Source organism: Rhodococcus sp. MH15 (assembly GCF_019266045.1).
In the GTDB taxonomy this organism is placed as follows: Bacteria; Actinomycetota; Actinomycetes; order Mycobacteriales; family Mycobacteriaceae; genus Rhodococcus_F; species Rhodococcus_F qingshengii.
Genome location: NZ_LPNP01000049.1, coordinates 1 through 23049, shown reverse-complemented (window position 1 = coordinate 23049; position 23049 = coordinate 1). Strand labels below are relative to the sequence as shown.

At 61.2% G+C, this 23049-nt stretch carries 22 protein-coding genes; 20 read left to right on the top strand and 2 right to left on the bottom strand.

The genetic code is table 11. The features are described 5' to 3' along the window. Positions 1-471: 471 nt before the first annotated feature. The 7 genes from ATN37_RS01555 to ATN37_RS01525 all read left to right on the top strand — a co-directional run bounded on the left by ATN37_RS01555 (position 472) and on the right by ATN37_RS01525 (position 5010). Entirely contained in the window at positions 472-1299 is an 828-nt protein-coding gene (locus ATN37_RS01555) for a C40 family peptidase (protein WP_021334503.1), read from the top strand. Between the two features lie 10 nt (positions 1300-1309). Next, complete coding sequence (locus tag ATN37_RS01550) at positions 1310-1840, top strand: hypothetical protein (RefSeq protein WP_021334504.1); 531 nt, start codon at positions 1310-1312, stop codon at positions 1838-1840. Between the two features lie 579 nt (positions 1841-2419). Beyond that, entirely contained in the window at positions 2420-3040 is a 621-nt protein-coding gene (locus ATN37_RS01545) for a hypothetical protein (protein WP_021334506.1), read from the top strand. Continuing rightward, positions 3037-3297 (top strand): hypothetical protein, encoded by a 261-nt coding sequence (locus ATN37_RS01540; protein ID WP_021334507.1) that lies wholly within the window; start codon positions 3037-3039, stop codon positions 3295-3297. The genes ATN37_RS01545 and ATN37_RS01540 overlap by 4 nt, the downstream gene beginning before the upstream one ends. A gap of 22 nt (positions 3298-3319) precedes the next feature. Further along, positions 3320-3835, top strand: a complete 516-nt coding sequence (locus ATN37_RS01535) for a hypothetical protein (RefSeq protein WP_021334508.1) — start codon at positions 3320-3322, stop codon at positions 3833-3835. Beyond that, the gene (locus tag ATN37_RS01530; RefSeq protein ID WP_134771769.1) at positions 3832-4797 is read left to right on the top strand and encodes a hypothetical protein; all 966 of its coding nucleotides are present in this window, start codon (positions 3832-3834) and stop codon (positions 4795-4797) included. The genes ATN37_RS01535 and ATN37_RS01530 overlap by 4 nt, the downstream gene beginning before the upstream one ends. 75 nt (positions 4798-4872) lie before the next feature. After that, entirely contained in the window at positions 4873-5010 is a 138-nt protein-coding gene (locus tag ATN37_RS01525; protein WP_211919437.1) for a hypothetical protein, read from the top strand. Positions 5011-5108: 98 nt separating this feature from the next. Here the strand turns inward: ATN37_RS01525 and ATN37_RS01520 are convergent, their stop codons facing one another. Then, the gene (locus tag ATN37_RS01520; RefSeq protein ID WP_021334510.1) at positions 5109-6539 is read right to left on the bottom strand and encodes a cutinase family protein; all 1431 of its coding nucleotides are present in this window, start codon (positions 6537-6539) and stop codon (positions 5109-5111) included. Positions 6540-6578: 39 nt separating this feature from the next. Continuing rightward, the gene (locus tag ATN37_RS01515) at positions 6579-7430 is read right to left on the bottom strand and encodes an RNA polymerase sigma factor (protein ID WP_021334511.1); all 852 of its coding nucleotides are present in this window, start codon (positions 7428-7430) and stop codon (positions 6579-6581) included. Between the two features lie 331 nt (positions 7431-7761). Between ATN37_RS01515 and ATN37_RS01510 the strand changes: the two genes are divergently transcribed. The 13 genes from ATN37_RS01510 (at position 7762) to ATN37_RS32885 (ending at position 22511) form a co-directional block, all read left to right on the top strand. Then, positions 7762-8091: a hypothetical protein gene (locus ATN37_RS01510; RefSeq protein WP_021334512.1), complete on the top strand. Its 330-nt coding sequence runs from the start codon at positions 7762-7764 to the stop codon at positions 8089-8091. Further along, positions 8088-9197, top strand: a complete 1110-nt coding sequence (locus tag ATN37_RS01505) for a conjugal transfer protein (RefSeq protein ID WP_021334513.1) — start codon at positions 8088-8090, stop codon at positions 9195-9197. The genes ATN37_RS01510 and ATN37_RS01505 overlap by 4 nt, the downstream gene beginning before the upstream one ends. A 20-nt stretch (positions 9198-9217) precedes the next feature. Beyond that, positions 9218-9574, top strand: coding sequence for a hypothetical protein (locus ATN37_RS01500; RefSeq protein WP_021334514.1), 357 nt, complete (start codon positions 9218-9220; stop codon positions 9572-9574). 59 nt (positions 9575-9633) lie between these two features. Then, entirely contained in the window at positions 9634-10278 is a 645-nt protein-coding gene (locus ATN37_RS01495; protein WP_021334515.1) for a hypothetical protein, read from the top strand. Next, positions 10278-12818 carry an ATP-binding protein gene (locus ATN37_RS01490; protein ID WP_021334516.1) on the top strand — a complete coding sequence of 847 codons (2541 nt, stop codon included), beginning with the start codon at positions 10278-10280 and terminating at the stop codon, positions 12816-12818. Before ATN37_RS01495 ends, ATN37_RS01490 begins: the two co-directional genes overlap by 1 nt. Beyond that, positions 12815-15058, top strand: a complete 2244-nt coding sequence (locus ATN37_RS01485) for a hypothetical protein (protein ID WP_021334517.1) — start codon at positions 12815-12817, stop codon at positions 15056-15058. The genes ATN37_RS01490 and ATN37_RS01485 overlap by 4 nt, the downstream gene beginning before the upstream one ends. 6 nt (positions 15059-15064) lie before the next feature. Further along, entirely contained in the window at positions 15065-16708 is a 1644-nt protein-coding gene (locus ATN37_RS32290) for a M23 family metallopeptidase (protein WP_021334518.1), read from the top strand. Between the two features lie 16 nt (positions 16709-16724). Continuing rightward, complete coding sequence (locus ATN37_RS01475) at positions 16725-17333, top strand: hypothetical protein (RefSeq protein WP_021334519.1); 609 nt, start codon at positions 16725-16727, stop codon at positions 17331-17333. Between the two features lie 463 nt (positions 17334-17796). Continuing rightward, a complete protein-coding gene (locus ATN37_RS01470; RefSeq protein ID WP_218694649.1) occupies positions 17797-18012 on the top strand; it encodes a hypothetical protein in 216 nt (71 codons plus the stop codon). Next, positions 18009-20234, top strand: coding sequence for an FtsK/SpoIIIE domain-containing protein (locus tag ATN37_RS01465; RefSeq protein WP_051721005.1), 2226 nt, complete (start codon positions 18009-18011; stop codon positions 20232-20234). The genes ATN37_RS01470 and ATN37_RS01465 overlap by 4 nt, the downstream gene beginning before the upstream one ends. Positions 20235-20267: 33 nt before the next feature. Next, entirely contained in the window at positions 20268-20597 is a 330-nt protein-coding gene (locus tag ATN37_RS01460) for a hypothetical protein (RefSeq protein ID WP_030537893.1), read from the top strand. 590 nt (positions 20598-21187) lie between these two features. Beyond that, positions 21188-21727: a hypothetical protein gene (locus ATN37_RS01455; RefSeq protein WP_134771770.1), complete on the top strand. Its 540-nt coding sequence runs from the start codon at positions 21188-21190 to the stop codon at positions 21725-21727. A gap of 73 nt (positions 21728-21800) precedes the next feature. Further along, a complete protein-coding gene (locus ATN37_RS32885; RefSeq protein WP_167548986.1) occupies positions 21801-22511 on the top strand; it encodes a prepilin peptidase in 711 nt (236 codons plus the stop codon). Positions 22512-23049: the final 538 nt, after the last annotated feature.

Sequence of the window (23049 nt, the reverse complement as noted above, 5' to 3'; positions counted from 1 at the left end):
GTGAGCACGGGCGTACCTTCCCGCCAGCGTTGGCGCGCTGGACTTGATCAGAATCCTGTTCGTGTACAGATCATCATCCGGGAAGGTGCGTCCTCCCGGGATCCACAGGTTTCGATCATTCCTCAGTCCCTTCCCGGCTTGAGGACAGGTGATTGTGCGTCCCCTCCTATAAGAGAGGAGGTCTGAGGTGGGGGTTGCTGTGACATCAATTGCGAAAGAATTTTTGACGGGGCACTGTGCGGGGTCCTCGTGGTGGTGCCGAGGTGCTGCTGAAGGGTCGCGTCGGTGGGGCATATCGCCAGTGTGACTGCGGGTCATTACATCGTGAGCAGCCCGATTTTGAGGCTGGAGGAGCGTGGAGCGGAATGTGCGTGATGTTCGTAGTGTCATGTGCGGCGGTTAGCGTCCGGATTGTCACCACGACGTTTGCGTTGGGAGTCCTACCAACGCACAAGGACCAAGGAGTTTGTCATGGCGTTCGATCCGATTTCGATTCTTGTCGCAGGTGTTGCTGCCGCGGGTGCAGCAGTTCAGGGTTCCCCTCTGCCCCCGCCCGTTGCGGATGTTGCTGCGAATGTGGTTGCAGCAGTCGAGCAGTCGGCCCCTGGGTGGGATGCTCAGCTAGCTCCCTACCTTGAGCAGCTTCCCGCGGACATTCCCGCGTACGCAGAACAATTGCTTCCCCAGCAGGACACATCGCCGGAGCCAGCAGTGCCTGATGCACCGGTGGAGAGCCTCGAACCGACCATCACTGTGCCGGCGCCAGTTGTTCCCGTGGTTGCTCCCGTCGTACTGGCCGGCCCGGGGTCCTCTGCCCCGTCTGCTGTTCCACCATTGACTTCGCTGATTCCCGGGTTGTCGGTGGTTCCCGAACTTGTCTTCGATCCGAACATTCCGCGCGACGTGGAGATCGCCCGCAAAGTTATCGAAGCGGCCTTGACGGCGCTCGGGCTGCCGTACCAGTGGGGCGGCGGAGCCCTCGACGGTCCGACGATGGGTGATGGAACAGGCGGCGCGACAGCAGGTTACGACTGCTCCGGGTTGGTGCGCTTCGCGGTATTTCAGGCCACGGGAAAGGAATTGCCTCGGACCTCGCAAATCCAGTTCACTGTCGGCACTCAAATCGCTTGGGACAGCGCACAGCCCGGCGACCTTCTCTTCGGGAATTGGCAGGCTGACGGCGCGAATCATGTTGCGATCTACCTCGGTGGGGGCCGCATGATCGAAGCACCGCAGACAGGGCAGCTCGTGCAGATCAGCGCCGTCCGCTCGGACATGGTGCCGGTCAGGCTCTTCTGAGCCGACAGCCATGTCCAGCGAGGACGAGGCACACGAAATGGTCGATGCGACGGGTACACGTCGACGACTGCAGGCCTTGCTCGCCAACGGGCACCGCGCGAAGGATCTCATTGCAGCTCTGGGCGTGCACACCAGTTGTCAACGAATCATTCGCAGCGAGAAAGTATCTGCGGTCACCCGAGACAGTGTCACGCAGTTGTACCGCGAGCTCGAAAATCGAGTCGGCCCGTCGGATCTGGCCCGCGAACGATACCGCGGTCTCGGTTACCTGTCGCCGATGTGGTGGGATCCAGACATCATCGACGATCCGGATGCTGAGCCTGCCGGCATTCGGGTGTACATGAAGATTCGGCTCGAAGACTCACAAGGGGTCAGCCGTTACCGACGAGTGTTGGTGGACGTCGTCACCGAAACACGAGTGGAACGTGTTGCCCGTATGCACCGACTGGGCCTCTCGGTCGATCAGATCGCTGTTCGTATCGGGACTCGGGTCCGTTACGTGAGGCGTGATTTGGCTGAACTTGGCGTTACGCATCGGTGATGGTGCTTCTGGTGAGAGCAGATCTGGATGTCGTCGGTGGAGGGGGCGGGGATCCAGCTCGTTGGATTCCCGCTCAGCGGGTCGAGGCTGGGCTGATGAAACGTACAGATCGACGTGCCTTTTCGTCGTGTGCGTGACTCGCTTTCCGAATATGACTTGTTCGAGATGTGCTGTACCGGATGTAGCGTCCCGTTTCGAGAGGTTGCTGGGGAACAAGCCCACAGTGGTCCGTTAACGATCGAGGAGAGTCGATGACGATGAACTCACCGGAACCGTCAACCGCGCAGGCATCGTTGCCTGGATCTGTGATCCATGGCGGGCGGGGGTCGAACGAGATCGTGTCGACCTTCCTGCGTGCCGCGGTCCTTGCCGGGCATGTAGATGGAGATCGGTTCCCTACCAACGGGAATGGTGACATCGAGACTGTAGACAAAAGGAAGATTTCATGAACAACATGGGGGAAAGTCGCATCGAATCCCGACTGAGCGCACTGCTCTCGGAGTTCGATACAGGCGAACAACAGAAGGGATCCGCGCGAATGGATTTCGCGCTGGGTGCACATGCAGACGGCAGGGATCGATGAGAACTCGTGAGCTCGTTGTCGTACAGGTCAATGCGACAGGCGACGACCCGGCGCGACACGTCGCGCTCGAAGTTGCGGCCGTGAGCCTTGGCAGTGAGAAGCGCTGGGACTTGACGGTGCCGCTCACCCAGGAACAGCTTGCGGATGCGGATCCCTCCGTTCTGCGCCGAAATGGCTATTACCGGCGAGGTTTGGCGGACAGTGTCGACCTCACTCGCTCTGTTCTCTCTGCTCGAATCGCCGACCTGGCGGGGGCTTTGGCTGGCAACACCCTCAGTGGGACGTCCCCGGAAGACTCTGCCGATTTTCTCGCCCGACTATTCCGTAGCTTCGATATCGAGCCACGATGGCATCCACGCCTGGCCGACATCGGAGCATTGACGGCTGGCGCATTCGGACTGGCTGCGACATCGATTCCGACGTTCACGGCGTGCTGTCGAATGTGGGGAATCGACTTCGACGCGGACGAGCCGTCAGCGATGACGACCGCCACAGCTGCGGCAGGGTGCTTTCACACTCTCGATCAGTACAACGCGGTCGAAGTGCTGCAGGGGAGCGATCCGCATCCGGTCAGGCTGTCAGTGGTCCCCGACCCGATAATCCGCTCGCAGCCATGATCGGGAAGGGGACTGTTGAGCGCTTCCTTTCTCGGGTCGCAGGTCGTCACCTCGCCGGCGCATATTTTGTCGTTGTCGTCATCGTCAACGTGGCCCAGTCGTGGCGACGAGATGGCGCCCTGCCGTCGTGGACGGTCTGGCTCCTCGACGTTCCGTTGGTAGTCGTCGTTTTCGGAATGACCGGATTGTGGATCGTGCAGCGTGTCCAGCGGTCTAGGGGATCGGACGGCCACCCAAACAACGAAACGTCACAGTGACGAACCATAGGAAGGTCCGTACATGACCGACAGCACCGCAATATGCGCGAAGATCATCCGTCGATACGCAACACTGCGCGAGGAATATCTCCACGGCGAGTCCGACGCGGATTTCAACAGCTCCTCGACAACTGATCAAGAGCGGTGGCTGATGTGTGAAATCAGTGGCCTACGTAAAGCCGCCGATCTGCTGTCTGCGGATGCATCAGAAGCCCTGATGGGGCTGCCCTCGAGGTACTGGGACGCGTGGCCAGACATGGTGGAGGAGATTCGCAGTAGACCGGTCGAGAACGAAGCCCGCTCGCAGAGCGCGACCTCAACAGCCGTTGCGCCGGGCCTGGACATGAACCAGAGGGAGACGTTCTCACAGTGCGCGCCGAGCTGCGATGCCTGTGGCACTGACGTCCCGCATCGCGAGGTTCCTTCAGATGGATGGACACAGTCGCACGGTGAAAACTACTGCCCTTCGTGCTCCTTCGTCCGACAACAGACCTGGGGAGCGACCACTCACTATCAAAAGAGCGAGGACGAATCATGACGCGTCGCCGTAGTGAATCTGAACGCCCACCGCACCTCGACTCGCGACTATCCACCGCGCCGGCGCAGTCGGCGAGTAAGCCCGAAGATCCCCGCCCAGTCATGCTCGCGAGAATCGACGCGCGAATTCGCGCACGATCGCGTTCCGTTTCAGCTACCAAGAGTGCCACGCTTGCGCTCGGCGCTTGGACGGAACGCGCAGTGACTCACTGTGGACTCACAGTCTCGGAAATCGCGAGCCATCTCGGAATGGCACGCACCACGCTCACGGAGTTCAGACGTCAGGCCAATGCTGCCGACTACACCATCACAGACGAGCAGGATGGAGGGATCCTGCAGTTGCCGGCGCATGACTTCGTCGACTGCGTTCTCTCCGCGGGTCCGCTGGCGGAGATCATCACGAGCACAGACCCCAGCGACCTCGTCTACTTGTCAGGTCAGCCGCTCCACCGATTCGACCTCTCGTCCCGCGGCTCGGTGCCGCACCTCATGGTCCGATGCGGGGACGACCCAGACAACTGGTTCATGCTGAGCCGATCCGGTTTCGACGGTGCAAACGCGGCCGACAATATACGTCTGGTTCTCGTTGCGCTCGGGGTCGAAATGCACATCATCGACCACATCACACGGCACACAGTCACCCATCTCGCGCTCGACGACGAGCATCTCCGAACGTCGAAAGCACACCACCTCGGTTTGCCCCTCCCCGAAGAAATCGAGGGCGGCCGCCGACATCTCATCACCCTGACAGGAAAGTTCGAGCCCTCGTTGCCGTCGGGGTACTTCGATGTCGAGGATCTCGTTCTTCGTGGTGTCGCGGGACGTCTGTTCGGACTCCTCGATCGACACCCACGGTTCAGTGGTGTACCGCGCCGCGGCACGATCTTCTCCACTCGTAGCGCTGCAGGTGCGGCGGGATTCGTTGACGATCACGGCACCGTCTACCCGATGGTGATCGAGTAAGGTTCGCTGCAGATCTGGGTCACAGATTTTGAACCGACCGATTTCACCGAATGGTTGCCGCAAGAATTTCACAGTGTGCTGCACTCTGCGGGGCTGCTTCCCGCAGGCTTGGCCGACGAGGATCCTGCCCAGGCCCTGCGGACGCTCACCTCCACAGGGTGCGGCCGCGCACCTGAGACTCATCTCAACGGCGGGATCACGTGGCTGCCGTAGTCCTCCGTTCTTCACTGCTGTGGAGTAGCGCAGACGCATTGAGGGCCACAGAACGAATTCTGTGACCCTCAATGCTCGCAAGCACCAGTTTGATGCAACTAGGCGGTGACAGCTGCCCCGCCGTTGTTGATCTGAGTGCGAAGATTGTTCGTCAGTTCCTCCGCGCCAGTTCGTCCGGAATCGTTGATCGGAGTACTGGCATAGGAGTTGTGATCGTCGTTGGCGATGAACGTTGCGTAGTTCAGTACCTCGTCGAGAACCTTGCCGGGGGTGAGTTCGTCAGCCATCTTGTTGAGCATGGGGAAGGCATCGAGAGGAAGTGCCTTCAGCGTCTTGCGAACCGCATTGTTGAGCTGGCCGACGAGCTTTCCGAGATCGGACGGCAGTGCAATGTAGTTCTGCATCGCCGCGTTCGCCGAGATACGTGAGACGGTTGCACCGATGGCTGCGTACTCGTTGATCGGCAGCTTGGATACGACCTGCCCGATGACGGTGGAGAGCTGTGTAGCGAAATTGATCACCTGAGGAGCCAGCTGCGCGAGCAGTCCTGGCACTGCGAGGAAGTCACCCCGGGCGACCGTGTCGGTGAGCTGAGTGACAGAGGCGGTGATAGGTGCGATGTCCGCACCGGGGATCGTCTTGGCGGCGACATCGGCGCTCAGATTTCCGACCTGTGAGGCGAGATCGAGAGCGAGTTGCGGGACCGCCAGGAAGTTCCCGCTCGCGACATTCTGGTTGAGTGCATCGAGAGTTTTGGTCAACGGAGCGCCGTTGAGTCCGAGGAGTGTCGTGACGACGCCGGCGACGGACTTCACGGGATCCCGCGCATCGATCTGTGAACCGAGAGCACCGATGAATTGTGTCCCGACAGCATCGTCGGGGGTGTTGCAGTAAAGGTCACCGGCAGCGCAGACGCTGACCGCGATGTCGCTCAGTTCGCCGAACCCAGCCGGTCGAGCGCCAGCAAATCCGACGCCCGTGATGGGAGCGCCGATGCTCTTTCCCGCGTTCTTGGATTGTCCAGGGTCAGCGAGAAGAGCGACGCCGAACATGCGATCGCGATCGACTGGTCCCGATCCGCTGCCGATATCTGCCGCCAGGTCGCCCGCCGCATCCGCGCCTTGGGAGAATCCAGTGAGACCGAACTTGGTGTTGGTGCATTCGGCGGCCTTGTCGGCGATCATCTTCGAAGCGGTGTCGATTGCCTGCTTCTTGCTTGTGCCGTAGGTGTCGGCTCTGTCGTCGACGATGAGAGCCATGTACGGCACGTACTCGACTTGGAGCTGCGCGGTAGAGAACTCGCTCGCCAAAGGATCCGTGACGTTTTTGAGCATGCCCCGGGACTGGTTTGGATCGGCGTCCGCGGTCGTCTCTGTTGTTCCGGGGATGGCGAGAAGAAGGTTGTCTGGGCACGCAGGCTTCGGCGCGCTTTGATTGGCTGTCGCGGCGGGAACCGCGACGACAGCTGCCATAACTCCGATGGCAACAGCGGCCACCGTGACTCGTCGTGCGGTGATGAATGTACTCATCGGAGTGTCCTTGTCTTGAGGGCGCGAATGGAGTGAAACTCAACTTGCGAGGGGAAGGTCCTTCTTCGCTGAGCGGTACATGGAGATCCGCTTGATCTTCGGTTCTGGGACGTTGAGGTGATCGCACACGGCGTCACGGACCCTGGCGATCGCGCGACTCAACCGCTTCCGTGCGGCTGCGTGCGTGATTCCCATTTCCTGCGCTAAAGCGGCGACATCGGCACCGTCTTCGTTCATGTACGACCGGGTGATCAGTGTGCGATCGGAGTCCGAAATGGTGCCCTGATCTACGGCCCAATTCAGCACATCCATGACATCAATCTCGGTGGGATCGTCGTCCCGAAGAAACTCCTCCGCTGCCCGTTCAGCATCTGCAATCTGGAAGTGGGCGTCGTCGACAGCGACGTCGAGAACCGCAGTTGTGGCGGTGATCTTGTGGAGGGTGTTGAGCGCGAGTTGCCCCGCGATTCCGCGGTGAGTCCCGCGGTAGGTCGAGATCGTTTCCCAGAATGCGTGAAGCGTCGCAGCGGTCCGGTCTGCGTACGCGGCCCGTGCGGAAACGCCGTTGGCAACTCGTGCATACTTCTGCATCCCGGTCAGTTTCGGACGCATGAATTCAATGAGCGTGCTGCCCGCCAGTGACGACCCCGCTTGGTGTGCGTGAAGTAGGACCGACAGAACGGCGTCCGGTTCACAGAAGGTGAGTGCCTTCAGTTCAGCGAACGACTCGGCACCCACAAGTTCGGGCCGGGTGTTGACCCACTGCGAGAGTTCGATACGAGCAGAAGGCGTCGCGGACTCTCGTACCCACTGCTGATGCAGGACCGCGAGAAAGTCCGTCGAGTTGACGGGAATGGTGGCGCTGGTGTGCGCGTGGATGGACGTGTCCACGGCGATCTCCTATGCAGAAGGAATTGGTCTGCATAGGAGTAGATCAACGGGTTATTGCCGTGACCTGCATGTATGTCATTGCCATTGGGGCTTCTGTTATTGCCACGGCCAGGCAGATCGACCCACATTCGCCGTGAACGCGGTCACAGTGAGTGGCGCAGGCGGTCGCCCGAGCAGGCAGTTCTTCGACTGGCAATGACACCGAAAACTGCTTCAGAAAACTTTTTGAAGAAAGTTCGCCGAGACCTGTCACAGCAATCCGAAAATCGAACCTCCTCTCTTGTAGAGGCCCTCGAAATTGCCGAGAGCCAGACGAGAGGAAGGACCTGACATGGCCGAGCCGGACCCGCAGGTGAGCACCGATCCATGGAGAGATCCGTTCACTCGTTTCAGTGGTGAAACAGACGATCTCGGTGGCCAGCTACGCGATGCAGGTCTGGTGTTCGCCGTACAGGAACAACTGCGGACCGCGCTGACGGAGCTTGCAGATCACCCCCTCAGTCCGGAGGCCGGCGCGCGGGTCCACTACCTGCTGGGCGAGCCTGCCGCTGGCGCACGTGCAGCGCTCGGTCGGATGAACACGAGCCGAAAGGCTGCAACGCAACCGCCGACTCTGTCGATCGTCGCGCCGCTCATCGAGAGCGAAGGCAGCTCCTCATGAGTCGCTTCAAGGGAATGAAACGGAAGCCCCGGACGGACAAGATCACCCTCGACGACAACGAACCACAGAGCGAACAAGCGACGTGGGCGCGCACCCAGGATCGGAAGACACAACTAGTCCGGTTCGGGCTTTTCGGAGCCATCGGAGCGGGAGTACTAGCCCTCGTTCTCGTGTTGTCCGGGTTCACCGTGTCATCGCCAACAGTGGTGAAACCGAAGTCCACGACATCCGTGAACACCGCTTCACAGGCACAGGCGGAAGACCTCGCGCAACAGTTCGTCGTGACGTGGCTTCAAGCGAAACGTGGTGCCGAAAAGTCGCTCGCTCCATACGTTCGCTCGGAAGGAATCAAGCTCCCTGCCGAAGCGCTCTTCGTTGCCAGCGACGCACGAATTGCAAGCGTCGAACTGCAACCTGCACCCGTGAAATCTGCCGCAGCATCCGGAACTGGTGCGCCAACTACCGACAAGTCCGATGTCTACTCCGTCATCGTCTCGGCCTCGGTGCGGCAGGTGTCAGAACCCTCCGAAGCCGCGCAGAGACGCTTCTATTCAGTACCCGTTGTCGTAAACGACGGCAGCGCTCGGGCGGCATCAATCCCGTCGCCCGTTCCGGCGCCTGCGACCGGGCCCGACGTGAATCTTGGCTACAAATACCGCATTGTCGCCGGGCATCCGTCGAACACTGCAGTCCAACAGTTCCTTGCAGCTTTGTCCGCGGGAACGGGAGAAATTTCGCGATACATCGCGCCGGGAACCTCCCTTCGGGCGATCAGCCCAGCCCCCTACAAGAGCGTCAAGGTCGTCGATCTCGTTTCCGATCGAGACTTCTCCGGTGAGGCTGCTGACAAAGCGCCGGCCGACGGAATCAAGATCCGAGTGCTCGCCACTGCCGAACTTTCGGTGACAGCCACCGAGTCGGTAACTGGCCAATATCCACTCACTCTCACCTCACGAGGCGGCCGATGGGAGGTTTCCGCCATGGACCCCAGTCCGGTGCTTCCGGCCCCCGAACAGAACACAGCAGCCAGCGGTGCTCCCTCTACACCTGCTTCGACGACACCCGCGAGCGCAACTGCTCCCACTTCAGCCACCCCCGTCAACTGACATCCACGAAAGGCATCCCGATGAGTACAACTGCACTTCTCCTCGACCCGAACACTCACCTCCTGGCGGAAGGAATCCTCGAATGGACCAACACCAAAGCCACCGAAACGCAAGACACGATCCGAATCCTCACCGCCACCGGCGCCTGCGGAGGCGTCGCCTTCACCGCAGTCAAGAGTCGATTCTCCATGGCTCCCATCCTGCTATCCGGACTCGTTGCGGGCCTCCTCGTGTGGATCGTCTGGAACGTCACCGAAGTCAAGGACAAGGTGGGCTCCGAACTCGACTCCATGGGCCACTCGATCGTCGTCGATGCACCCGAGCCGCGTGCTGACCTTCTCGGATTTACGAACCTGCCAGACCCGCATGACATCTAACGCACCTCAGCCCTGAGCCCAGCCAAACAGCGAGTCACCACGAAGGAGGTGCGAACGCCGTGAGCGAATCGGACCCGCAGTCAACGTCCCGAGAGGTCGTCAAGAACTACACCCGCGCACGAAAGTTCCCGCAGCTGCTCGGCATGACGCCGGATGGAAAGAAGCTCCCCGGCGGTCCGTACAGCTACACACAGTTCGTCGGCGCCGGACTGGTAGCCCTCGTGCTCTGGAAGACACCAGGAATTTGGGCGACAGGCTCGCTGATTCGCAACGTATTCGTCTTCGTCGCACTCGTCGGGGTCACTGCGTGGGGCCTTGGCAAGCTCCCCATCGGTGGCAGGAATCCACTCTCCATGGTCGCCGGCGTGAGCAAAGCGCTCGGCTCGCCGGCACAAGCGCCGAAGGTCTCCGGACCTACACCGCGCAGGCCCCGAGTACACGCACTCGCAGGCATGGTGACCGTCGTTCCGGTGCCCGCACTCGCGGCACAACCCCTCGTCGAACACATCACCGAAGCTCGCCCGGTCCGCATGGAGCCTGAACCCGCTTCGACCCCTGTTCAAGACCACACCCCGGAGCGCCGCCGAGTTTCACCGCCGTCGATTCCCCGGCCTCCACTGGCCACCCAACCCGCTGCATCCACCAGCGTCCAGCGTCTTGTCGCCATGGCCGCTGCATCGCACAACACCCGAGAGAAGGCCTGATGCTTCAACCAATCACAGCTGTCGGAGGAAACCTTCGGTGGACGCGCTCAGGCACTGTCTGGGCAGACTTCATCCTGACCGGCATCGAATACGGCTACAGGCCCGCTGAGGACAAGAGCACTGCACGGTCTATGCACAAGATGCTGCTGCGTGCACTCGACGGAGAAGCGCTTCTGCTCGGAATCTGCGCCAGCCTCAATCCCGAGGCGGTAGTGGCACGGATGGAAGAAGGAATCGATCTCGACGCACACCCACAGTGGGCCGCAGAGTGCGACGCCACCATCGAAACACTGGAAATGTTCCAACCTGGCAAGCGCATTTACTGGCTGTCCATCCCCCTGGCCAACAAGGGATGGAAGAACCAGGCGGCCGCGTCCTGGTCCGCTGCCCGCACAACATTGACCGACTATCTCGGACTCCCGCGAACCTCACTGGACCCGGAAGAAGTCGCCAGGCGGACAACGCAGGCAAACATGATCGCCGCCGACATTCCTGCCTACTTTCGTCCCACACCGGCGACGCCCGCACAGATGATCTGGTTGCACCAACACAGCCTTCAGCGTGGGCTCGGCCTGGATTCGGACGTTCCACTTTCCTATTCCTCGATCGGAACGAAGCCGATGGCCGCATTTACTGCCGCCCGGTTCGACGAAGGCGCCCAGACCGACCGCCCCAGTACTGGTTGGAAATCGAAGGCGCCGACGTTGACGAAGGCCCTCAAAATCGATCAGCCGTGGACTCTCGAGGAGCGGCCCGCGAACTACCAGTGTCTTTTGGCGTTGGCCGACACACCCTCCGGCAACACAGTCTTCCCCGGCTCCGAGTTCCTCGCCCTGGCCGATGCCATTGCCGGCGTCGACGTCGATTGGGGCATCAGACTTCACATACGCACCTCGGCGGAGGTGTCGAAGAAGAACAAGCGCGCCCTGATCAACCTGAACGAGCAGTTCAGCCAACGCGAGGGCGAAGTGTCCCATGGGCACGGGGTTCTCCACGCCGCAGCGGAGGACCTCGCCGAGTACGCCGCAAAAATGGATGCCGACAACATGGAAGTCGAAGTCCAGTCGACGACTATCTTCGCCATCGGGGCGCACACCGAAGAGGTCGCTCTCAGGGATGCGCGTCAACTTGCGAAGCTGTTCGAGCTGTCCAGTTACAAGTTGGTCAGCCCTCTCGGATTCCAAGAGGAGCTGTGGGGCGCACTCAACCCTGGGGTATCGACGCCCTCCATCGTCAAAGAGTTCGCTCAGATCACCACCTCCACCGATTTCTCCGCCTACGTGCCCTGCGTTCACAACGACTTGGGTGATTCGTCGGGCCCACTGCTCGCGTTGAACATCAGCTCGGCCCGGATCGGCGTGGTCCACCACGACGTCGCCAAGAAGTCCGCGGCCGACATCTCGGGTTCCTTCGCAGCGGTCGGGTCGCTGGGATCGGGTAAGTCAGTTCTCCTCAAAGGGATCGGCGGAGCCTTCCACGATCGCGGTGGGAAGATCGTCGTCGTCGACCACACCGAGGTGGGGGAGTACGCCCGATGGGCCGCCACCATCGCCGAGGCTGTCATCGCGGATCTGTCTCATCCCAAGTGGAGCCTGGACCCACTGCGAATCTTCGGGCCCGACAAGGGCGCCGAGGTTGCGACATCCGTTCTGCTGCCACTCCTGCAGCTCCAGCCCGACGAGCCGCTCGGCGTCCTTCTCGGCACCGTCCTCGAACCTGCCTACCGCGGTGAGCACGGATTGCTCGGCGGCGGCCTCGGGGACATCCTCGATCACCTCCGCAGCGACGAGTGCACCCTCGTTCAACGCATCGAGCTGGCCGACAAACTCGGCGTCTATGCCCGCAAGTCCTATGCAGCGGCCTTGTTCGAGAAGGGACTGCCGGCACTCGACATCACAGCGCAGGCAATCGTCTTCCGCACCCACACGGTCAAACTTCCCAGCCAGCAGGAAATCGTCCAGGAACACCTGTTCCGCCAGCTCGGGCTGGAGAAGCGCGTAGGCCGAGCCATGTATGCACTCATCGGTCTGATCGCCCGCGGGATCTGCTTCGCGAATCCGACTGAGCCCGCGATGTTCCTCGCCGACGAGTGCCACCGCATGACGCGCGCCGAGGAAGGCGTCGACATCGTCATCGACTTCCTCCGAGAGGGCCGCAAGGAGCAGGCATACATCGGGCTCGGATCGCAGGACCCGGACGAAGGTTTGGGCAATGAGACCTTGCGAGGCTTGATCCCTACGCGGTTCGCGATGCGCCAGACAGATGCCACGCTCGCTCGCCGGTCTCTTTCATTCGTCGGTCTGGATCCCAGCGATCCCGACATGTTCAAAGAACTCACCGAACAGACGTCCCCCGTTTCGGGCAAAGACCCGGCCACCGGCGCGGAATACGTCGAACCTCATCGCCGTGGGGAGGGCTACATGCGCGACGCCTACGGCAACATCGGCCGAATCAAGGTGCTCATGCCGTCGGAGCCGAACCGCGCACACGCAACCCAGACGACGCCGGACAAGGCGCCCAAGGAGCTGATCGACGCATGAATGCCACAGCAATGTCGCCTGCCGACACGTCCCGCACCGTCTTCTCTGTTCGCGCCGGCGTCAAGGCGGCATTGCTGTGGGTTCTCTGGTCATGGGTTCCTCAACCTGTGTGCTCAGCACTCGATCGCCGTACCAAGGGGCTGCGAGTGTGGTTGTGGGCAACGAAAATTCGGCGTGCAGTAGTCAGAACGGTCGTCGGTTGGCACTTGATCGGAACGGTCGCGGTCATTGCAGCTCTGCCCGCACATGCTGAAGACGGATCCCGATCGCCGGAGAACCGCTACTTCAACTTCATGCTGGTGAAGGACTCACACGGCATTTCCGTATGGCGGTACTACCTCTCGATCGACGAAGGTTCCGCTCGGCACCCCACCTACATGGCGTACTCCATCATCATCCAGATCCAGTTCGAGATCTATCGAGCGATCTCAGGGGCGGCGATCTGGTTCATCACCTGGAGCATGTCGTTCGACTGGCTTCCGAAAATCGTTGCACCCGTACGAACGCTCGGCGATGCGGTCACGTCGATCACCGGACAGTTCAACCTCACCACCACGTTTCTGACAGTGACAGCGGGCGTCGTAGCGATCTGGATTATCCGCGGACGCTGGTCGACCGGCATCTACGAACTCATGATCTCCTGCGCGATCGCGGCGCTGGCAGTGGGTGTCCTCTCGAACCCGATCGAGCGCATCGCCGGCCAAGACGGGCTGATCATGCAGGGCCGCGACGCCGGCCTGCAGATCGCCGCGGGACTTGCCAACGACGGAGACATGAACTCGAGTCCCGACGAAATGATCAACGACATCGGAGCGGGCCTGGCGGACAGCTTCATTCGCCAACCCACCCAACTACTGAACTTCGGAACAGTCATCGACAGCGACCCCTCTGCAGGCGCCGACTGCATCGAGGCATGGGACTCGGCGCACGAAGACAAGAAGGGCAACGACAAAGACACCCTCAAGGACAACATCGCCGACTGCGACGGATCCGGCGCGAAAGACATGAAGGACTACGCCGACAACCCTGGACCCTCCCAGGTCATCGGCGGCCTGATCCTCGTACCCGGCAGCTCGATCATCATGCTCTTCGCCTTCCTGTTCTCAGGGGCGATGTTGATGGCAGCAGCGGCAGCACTCGGGTCAGCAGTCAAAGCGATCCCCGCCCTCGTGTTCGGTATCTTGCCCGGAGCCGGCCGCGGATCGCTGCTGAAAACCGCCTCCACTGTCATCATGTCCATCTTGATCATGGTGTTCGCAGTGGTCTTCGTTGCGGCATATCTGCTGGTGGTGCGATCGTTCTTCAATACGGAGAGCGGCGGGTTGATGGAGAAATTCGTCTTCGTCGACATCGTCCTGCTCGTCGGGCTCGTCATGTTCCGCCGAGGGATCAAACGTCTACGCAAGCTCTCCGACACCCTCGCACAGAAGATGGCCACCCGGCCCGGCGCAGCACCCACCGCGATCAGCAAGTCGACTCCGGTCGCCAGCCCGATGCAGAACGCCGCCGCAGCAGCACAAGTCGGCCGGCAGGTCTACCAGGGTGGAAAAACGCTCGCCAAGCACGGCGCCAAGGCGGCCCGCCACGGCGCAACTGCAGCGAAAGCCACAGGCAGCGCAGCACAAGCCGCCGGTGCGGCAACGGGTACAGCCGCGACCGGCGGAGTCGCTGCGGCCTACTTCGTAGGTAAAGCAGCAGTCGCAGGGGTGAAAGCAGTCAAGAACAAGCGCGCGGCGGGTAAAGACGTCGAGCCGGCTGCGAAATCCGAGACGAAGGAAAAGGACTCCACCGCGACTGCCGCAGCGATCGCGGCAGGGCAGAAGGGCAAGGATGCCGCGAAATCGGCAGTGTCCTCAGCTACCGCAGCGGCGGCATCGAAGGTCACCGGCGTCCCGGTCTTCACCGGTGCACCCAGACCTCGTCGGGACCAGGTCGCCAAGCCTGGAATCAAGAAGCCGGTCAGCAACGCACCCGTCTCCACTGCCGCTCGGCCCGCACGCGGCGACCGAGGCGGAGCAACACCGAAGACCACCAACGTCGGACGAGACACCTTCCGCGAGTACCGCACGAGCAATGGTTCGCCGATCTTGTTACCGGAACCCAAGAAGAGCTCCACCCGCCGAACCTCGGAGTCACCGACGTCGACCAACGAGTCCTCGGCGGTGCCTCGGGTTTCGCCGTCCACCGCTCGCCCGCAACCGTCCGAGTTGGTACGGCCCTCCAGACACTCCGCCGGGTAGGCGGCAATGAACTACAAGCACTGGATCGCGATCGCTCTCGTTCCACTAATGGGCGCTGTCCTGATCGTTGCCATCCCGATCATGATGCTGCTCCGCAGCGGATCGGACGCCTCGACAAGCTGCGGCGGGCCTGCAGTCACGGCGCCTGCCGGCGCCGAAGTGGCACCGACCGACCCCTCCGTTCTCGCCGGAAAACAAACCGAGATCGTCCGCACGATCATTGCCGTCGGCGAACAGATGGGCTTCTCCGATCAAGGCATCATCGTCGCGCTCTCCACCGCATCCCAAGAATCCGGATTCAAGAACTACGCGAACGACGGAACCGGCATCTTGGCAGCCGATCAAATGGATGTCGCCAAGTCGTTGAACTACCCGCACGACGCCGTCGGCAACGATCACGGCAGCGTCAATCCATTGCAACAACAGTATCCTTGGTGGGGAACGATGGACGAGCTGATGAACCCGCAGATCGCCGCGATCAAGTTCTACGAAGCTCTCAAAAAGGTTCCGGGCTGGGAATCGTTGCCGGTCACCGTTGCCGCGCAGAAGGTGCAAGTTTCGCTGTACCCCGACGCCTACGCCGACGACGAGATCATCGCCCGCCGTCTGTACGCGGAGAACAAAGGCGCAAGCAAAGACGCACCCGCGCTGCCCCCGCAATACGACAAGCCGGTCTCCGGCGGACCGCAGGACGTGGGCGACAGCCCGATCAACGTAGGCGACAGTTTCGAACTCGACGTTGCCGACGTCCTGTGCGGCGGCGGCGCGGCAATGGACTGCGCGCCGACCAACAATCCTGCCGAAAAGGGACTCACACCCGACGCCCTCCGAGTGATGTGGTGCATCACCGAAACTTTCGGAGAACGGCCTTGGGCGAACGTCGGCGATCGCCCGTCGGGCGTCGACCGGGATCATCAAGAAGGTCGCGCCGTCGACGCGATGATGACCGAGGGCGACGACGACTACCGCGCCCCCGCCGGCCGAGCCAAGGGCGATGCGATCGCGGACTTCGTCGTCAAGAACGCCGACGCCTTGGGGGTCAAGTACGTCATCTGGTACGAGAAAATCTGGACGCGAAGCCAGGATGCGGTAGGGCAACCCGGAAGTTGGGGACCCTACGACTACCCCCTCGGTGGCAACAGCACCGACACCGTCGCCCACCGTGACCATGTCCACGTCAGCGTCTACGGCAATGCCGCGATCGCAGCGCCCGGCGCCGGCGCGATCGGTGACGGAAACGCGCGACTACCCGTCGACCCAGGCAAATACACGATCACCTCCGGCTACGGCTACCGCTCCAACCCCACCGGAACGGGCGGGCAGATGCACGCCGGTCTCGACTTCGGAGCAGCCTCCGGGACCCCGATTTTCGCCGTGACAGGAGGAACCGTCACCCAAGCGAGCAACGTCGGCGATGGCTACGGGAACTGTGTTGTCATCACCACTGGCAACACTGAGACCCGATACGCACACCAAGTCGACGGCGCAATCAAAGTCAAGGTCGGAGATCAGGTGAGCGCGGGAACGGAAATCGGCGGAGTCGGCACAACCGGCGACTCCACCGGCGATCACTTGCACTTCGAGGTTCGGGTGGACGGCAAAAGCACCGATCCGATGCCGTATCTGCAAGCCATGGGCCTGACCCCCTGAAAGAGAGAAGCACGCGATGTCATTGCCACCGTTGGGAAACCCCGATGACCAGGAGTTCTCCGAGGAGAACGAACCCACCGAGCAGAAGCAACCACCACGCTCACAGGTGATCATTGCCGGACTACGCCGACATCGATTCGCGGTCGTTGCCATAGCTCTGATCAGCGGATTCCTGCTTTACACGCTGGTCATCGCTCGACCAGATGACTCCTCGCCGCCGTCGGAAACACCCACCACGACATACGTGGCGGAGGCTCCGCCTACCGAAGCGGAAGAAGACCACGGTGACGGCACGGACGCCGACCACAACACCCCGATGGGAGTTGCCGGCCAGTACAGGGTGGTCGCCCGCGGCTTCGCGCAAGACTTCACAACGCCCGGCGCCGACTGGCTCGACCGTGTGAGCAGGTGGGTGACACCGCATCTGGCGCAGGCCTACACGAGCACAGATATCCGTCGGGTGCAGCAGGCGCAGCTGGTCGACCTCACCGAATACTCCACCGGAGCTTCTGTTTCGGACTTCATCGCCACCTACGACACCGGACTCGAGCTGGCGATTCGAGTGGAGTACAGCTCCACAGGGTGGCAGGTCAGCACCTGCCAACCGATGAAAACTGCGTACTGATCACTCGCTGAACATTCCAACCAGAAGGCCGAGACCGCATCCGATGAATGTGGCCTCGGCCTTCTCTCATGTGTCCACACGACTTGCCGTCGACGGTCGATTGGAAGGCGTCTGTAAGGGGGTCATGGCGGATCTGATTCGAGAGAGATTCTGCGTTGACGCAGTTGTGGCAATAACGCAATATAGCCCCGGGCTGGGGGGATGCGCTCCGTCCTTAGCCTCGCAAGCTCGTCACGTCGGAGCGTACCTCCCCTGTCAAGGGGGTGTCCACCGAAAACCTTTCAACCAGGAGATTCACCTCGATCACCAATCGGTAGGTCACCGGTGACCCACGCACCGTCCACCATCGGCCGACCACGCTGGCAAAAAAAGTTTGTGCCGACCTGTCACAGAACGCGTTCATCCGAACCTCCTCTCTTATGAGAGCCGAAATTCCGGCTCGTCCCAGACGGAGGTACGAATGATGACGACCACAACGGGTCCGACAAGCATCGCCAATGCGAAGCAGAAACCGACCATCACCTCGGTCCTCGTGTTCGGAGTCACGGGCAACTCGGCGCGAATTGTGGCAAGTCGCTCGTACCCGAGCAGCGGAGCGACGAAGGATGTGCCGGCGGCGACGCTCGTGCACCTCGGATCTTGCGTGCATTGCCTTCCCGCGGCGGAGGTGAGGGCATGACCGCCTCGATGGAAAAGGGCGTTTCGCGTGCGATGGAACTTGCCTCCGCACGCCAGATCGCCGCGCAGTCCCCGCCACTGGAAGCTCGCCCGCACCCCGGGTTGCGCAACGCCGCCATCACCGCCGCCGGAGGCGCAGTGTTCGCCAGTCTCGCCTCGATCATCGATCAGAGTGCGTGGGCGGTGCCGATCGCCGCAGCCGGCGGCGCGACGGCAGTCGGCGTGGGGGCTCTGGGTTATCGCGCGAAAATGCGTGACGTCGAGGTCGACCGTGCGATCGAACAGCTCAGCCCTCAACTAGGACTTGCCGCGCCGAGTCGGGAAACAATCAAAGCCAGCCGGTGGGATACGCGAGGGTGGCCTGGGCGTCCTGGGCGCCTCGTGATCCGATACGCGTCGGCGAAATTGTCGCTCGACGAGCACTTCATTGCGCGCATCAACGAGGTGCTTTCCGGTCAGGCGTGGGGCGAGTACCGATTGCAAAAGCACGACACACGGCGCCGGCGAATCATCTTCGTTCCGACTCGGGCCAGCGAAGAAAAGACTGTTGAGGAAGCTGCCAGCATCGCGCGTGCAAAACGCACCGTTCTGACCTTGCTCGGACCCACCGGCAAGATCACGAAGACGGAGTTCGATCCAGTGACGGGCGAGTTGCGTGCGTTGGAAGCCAGCCACGAAGTCGGAACGAAAATAGCGCCGTCGGGGTATCGCAACCGAATCGAGCGCACCGTTTCCGGGTTGCTGTCAGGGCGCTGGCGCGCCAAGTGGGAACTGGAAAAGGACACAGTTCGATTCGAGGTCCGCCCGAATTTCAAGACGAACGTGTGGCACCCCGCTCCAGTTCTTTCCGATGACAACCCCTTGATCAACTACGACAGCGTCAAGATCCCGTACGGCATCGACGAAGACGGTCACGTCATGTACTGGCGGCCAGCTGTTGACCCACACATGATGCTGGTCGGTTCCTCCGGAACAGGAAAGACAGTCACCGCTCACACAGTCTTGACCGAGGTCACGGCCAATGGCTGGATCGTATGGGTCGTAGACGGCAAGGGAGTCGAATTCCTCGGTTTCCAAGACTGGCCGAACGTGCAGATCGTTGCGGCACAGATCGCTCATCAAGTCGCTGTCATCCATCGTGCATGGCAAGTCATGGAAGAGCGATACGCAGCGATCATCGCCGGAGAAGCTCAAGAAACCGACTTCGAACCTTTGGTGCTGTTCATCGACGAGTTCGCGGATTTCCGCGGCAACCTTCTCAACTGGTACTCGATGATCAAAGGCAAGGGCGATCCCACCAAGCCTCGTACATTGCAGGAGGTCGGATCAATCGCCCGTAAAGGTCGAACCTCCCGGGTGCATATGGTTCTCGGCACCCAGCGCCCGGACGCCGAATATTTCGGTGGCGACATGCGCGACAACTTCCGGATGCGCGTCTCCATGGGCAGGCTCTCCCCACAAGGTGCGCAGATGATGTGGGAGTCGATGAGTATCGGCACTTCAATTCCACGGGGATGCCGCGGCCGCGCCACCACGGTCAACGACGCGAATGACGCAGTGGAGATCCAGACGTATCGCACACCGGATCCGCGCAAGGTGGGCCCGGGCGATGAAGGTTACGAGCTTTTCGAGGTACTTCGCCCCGCAGTGGCTCGCCATCCGCGCCTGCTGATTCTCGACCCCGAACCTGACGAGGTCGACATCGACAAAGGCGACTCGGAAGAAGTCGAACTGAGATTCCACAACTACGCGATGGCGCCGTGGGGACGTGCAGAGGACCATCCCTACAGCGATCCAGTCGCGATGCGCGCCAAAGGAAGATTGCGCGATAGCGCCCGAGGCGCCACCCCGCTCGAAATTCTCGGAATCTACTCCAAGCGGCTACCCCGCACCAAAGATCTCCTTGACGCTGCCGAGTCTGCCCACGCCCGGCCCGCACTCACTGTCGTTCCGGAGTTGCTTGCCGATGACGTTGTCGAGGATGACTGGGAAGGCTTCAGCGAACCCGCCGCGAGCTCTCCAGGGGACATCCAGGTAGGCGACTTGATCTGTGTTGACGAGGACACCGACCACTGGGCCGTGGTTGACAGTGACCCGGGCCCGGACGAATTCGACGACGACCACTACGCCATCACCTGGCGCGGTGACGGCGACTCCGAAGGCGTTCTGTCGGTCCCAGGGGACGGCGAGGTCTCGCGGCGTCGAGCTCTCGAATTCGCCTGAACCACAACCAGTTCAATAGACAAGGACAAATCCATGACGAACTCGAATTCTCGAAACACCTTGTCGGACTCGGATATTTTCCTGTTGCTGTGTCTGACACCATTCGCCGTCCCGCTGGTCATCGCGCTCGTGCCCGGGTGGTGGGGAAGTTCGCTGACCTGGCTAGTCGAGCGGAAAATCCTTGTCGCCGCGTCGGAGTCGCCGCTCTTGACGTTTCCAGGCCAGATCGGTGGTCTCGACTTACCTCGCCTCGTTATCTGTGGGGCAGTCTTGATCGCTGCATCGGTGTGCGGATTCAGCGCACTTCGGGCGCTCCATGAGCGACGGATCGATCGCCGGCTCGCGTCTGGGGATCGGTTGTGATCGGTCGCATCGCATCGGTCAACCTGGACGACGAGGTCGACGCTGCGGTATCGTCCGAATCGCTAGCTGGGACACGGACTGACCATCCGTGCACACACAACCGAAAAGAGAATCCAATGTCCTTGGATAACGCTGTTTCGCGCATGCCTTCTGCACCGTGCACACTGACTTCGCCGACCGACGAAGACGACGGGCTGTTTCCGCTGCCGGCTTCCACCGCTAGAGTGGAGAGCAGGCCGGCTTACCGGTCCGCGGAGCCGGAGTCTGTGAGAACGGGTTGGTCCCCTGACTCCAGATCCCGGTTGGACGACGTTTCACGTCGCTCCTCCTCCGGCGGCGGGACGTTTAGGACAACCTCCCGCCGCCTGAGGTCCACCACGGTTTTCAATTCCGACGGATCGCGCCGGCATCTGGAAGTTCTTGAAGAAGCCGGACTGACTCGACGCATGATCGCGCGCTCGGCGAAGGTCAGCCTCAAGGCGCTTTCTACGATCAGTTCGCAAACACAAAAGTCGATCGATGCATCCGTCGCGCAACGAGTGCTTGCCGTGACGTTTCACCCTTCTGACGATCGGAAGAGGACTCCGGGTGTGGGTGCGCAACGACGCATCCGTGCGCTGGTCGCGATGGGGTTCCCGTTCAGTGATCTGGCACAGCGCCTGGGTGTTTCGCAGGCAGTACTGGAATCCTTGCCCGAGAAGGGCTTGATTCGTGTTGCGTTGTGGGAGTCGATCGATCGTCTCTACGACGAGCTTTCGATGACATCGGAAGCTCCGAATCCCGCAGTTCGAGATTGGGTGCGCGATGTTCAGGGCTGGGCGCCTCCGTTGGCGTGGGATGACGATGAGATCGACGACTATCGAGCCCGCCCGCACCGTCCCCGAGGTCTCAAATCGCTCGATCCTGTTGCCGTCGAACGTCGCCTGAATGGGGAGCGCTCCATCAATCTCACCCTCGCAGATCAGGAGGCGATTGTGAAGGTGGCGCTGTCGCAAAAGTGGCCCGTCGCGCGACTGGCCGACGTCCTCAGCTGCGACGAGCGAGCAGCCAACACACGACTGGTCCGTTATCGTGCTCGAATGAGAACGAAGAGTGCCGCTCATGGCGAGAGTGTTTCGGATGTTGCGTAGCGCCGCGCGACCACAGTTGTCCACCATCCGAGTTCTCGTCTCTCTTCTCGTTGTCCTCTTTGCATCGGGAGGCGTGACACTTCTTGATAGCACTGCTGAGGCGCTCCACGCCCAAAATCGTGTGGTTTCTGGCGCACTTGCCGTGGGAATTACTCTGATCTGCGCCGTGATGGCGTCGCGCGGTTTGCGAACCGCTGTCACTGTGTGGTGCAGCGATGCGGACATCCCCTTCGAAGTGACCAGCGCAGCTACCCACATTGCTTCTATCTTCACGGCCGTTTTCTGGCTTCTGGCAACAGAATTCGCGAACATGGGAGCAGCGTTGCCTGCCGTCCTGGCACTGTCGACTATTGCTGTGTGGTGTGCGGTCGTTGATCAAGCAACGATGCGAATTCCGACTTCCGCCGCCTACACCGCAGCGACACTGACGCTTTTGCTGATTGTCGTTGCAGGGCTGTTTGATTCAGATGCGTCAGCGATCCTTCGTGCGGTCGCGGGCGGTTTCGCGACAGCGCTGATGTACCTGCTTGTGGCATGGGCCACGAGGGGAGGGGTGGGGTTGGGTGACGTCAGGTTAAGCCTGAGTCTAGGATTTGTGCTCGGATATCAGGGTTGGCCGAGCGTAGTTGCCGGGCTGATTTGGCCGGTAATCGTCTTGTTCCCAGTGGTGATCGGCACGATCATTCAGAGGCGCATAACTCGATCAACCGAGACAGCGCGAGAAATTGCCGCCGGTCCGGGTCTTGTCGCGGGTTGTGCGCTAGCCCTCGCCCTGAACGGTTGAATGGAACCGGAACTCGTCTGGTAACCGCAAGATCCATACTCACATCATCCTCTGAACCGCCAGTGTTCAGAGGATCTTTTTCTGCTGTCTTCGCGGGTTAACGGCTATATTTCACAAATGACGTGTCCAAAGTGTATTGGGTCGTCGTTATGGTCCGAACCAACAAACTGATCGGGGAGGGCACTGTGAAAATCTCAGGTACATCCAAGGCAATGGCATGGGTTGCAGGAGCGGCTGTCGCGGCAGGTGTTGCACTGGCCACCTATCCGGACGCAGCTCCTGCTGTACCTCCTCAAGTCCCGAGCGCAGAGGTTTTACAGAGCGCGGTGAAAGTCGCGGGCCTAATCGAGAGCTCGTCGGCCGTAGACCAGGTTCCGAACGTTTCGGGCTACCAGAGGGGTTGTGGGAAGGGAGAGGCCCCGTTGACTGAACTAAATGCCGAATGGTGCAGGTCTGAAGGGGTGGGGTCGATGTGGGTCGGTAGCTTGCGGACATGAGCGAAGGGGAAAGTTCGAGAGATCTGTCGGGGCTTGTGGTG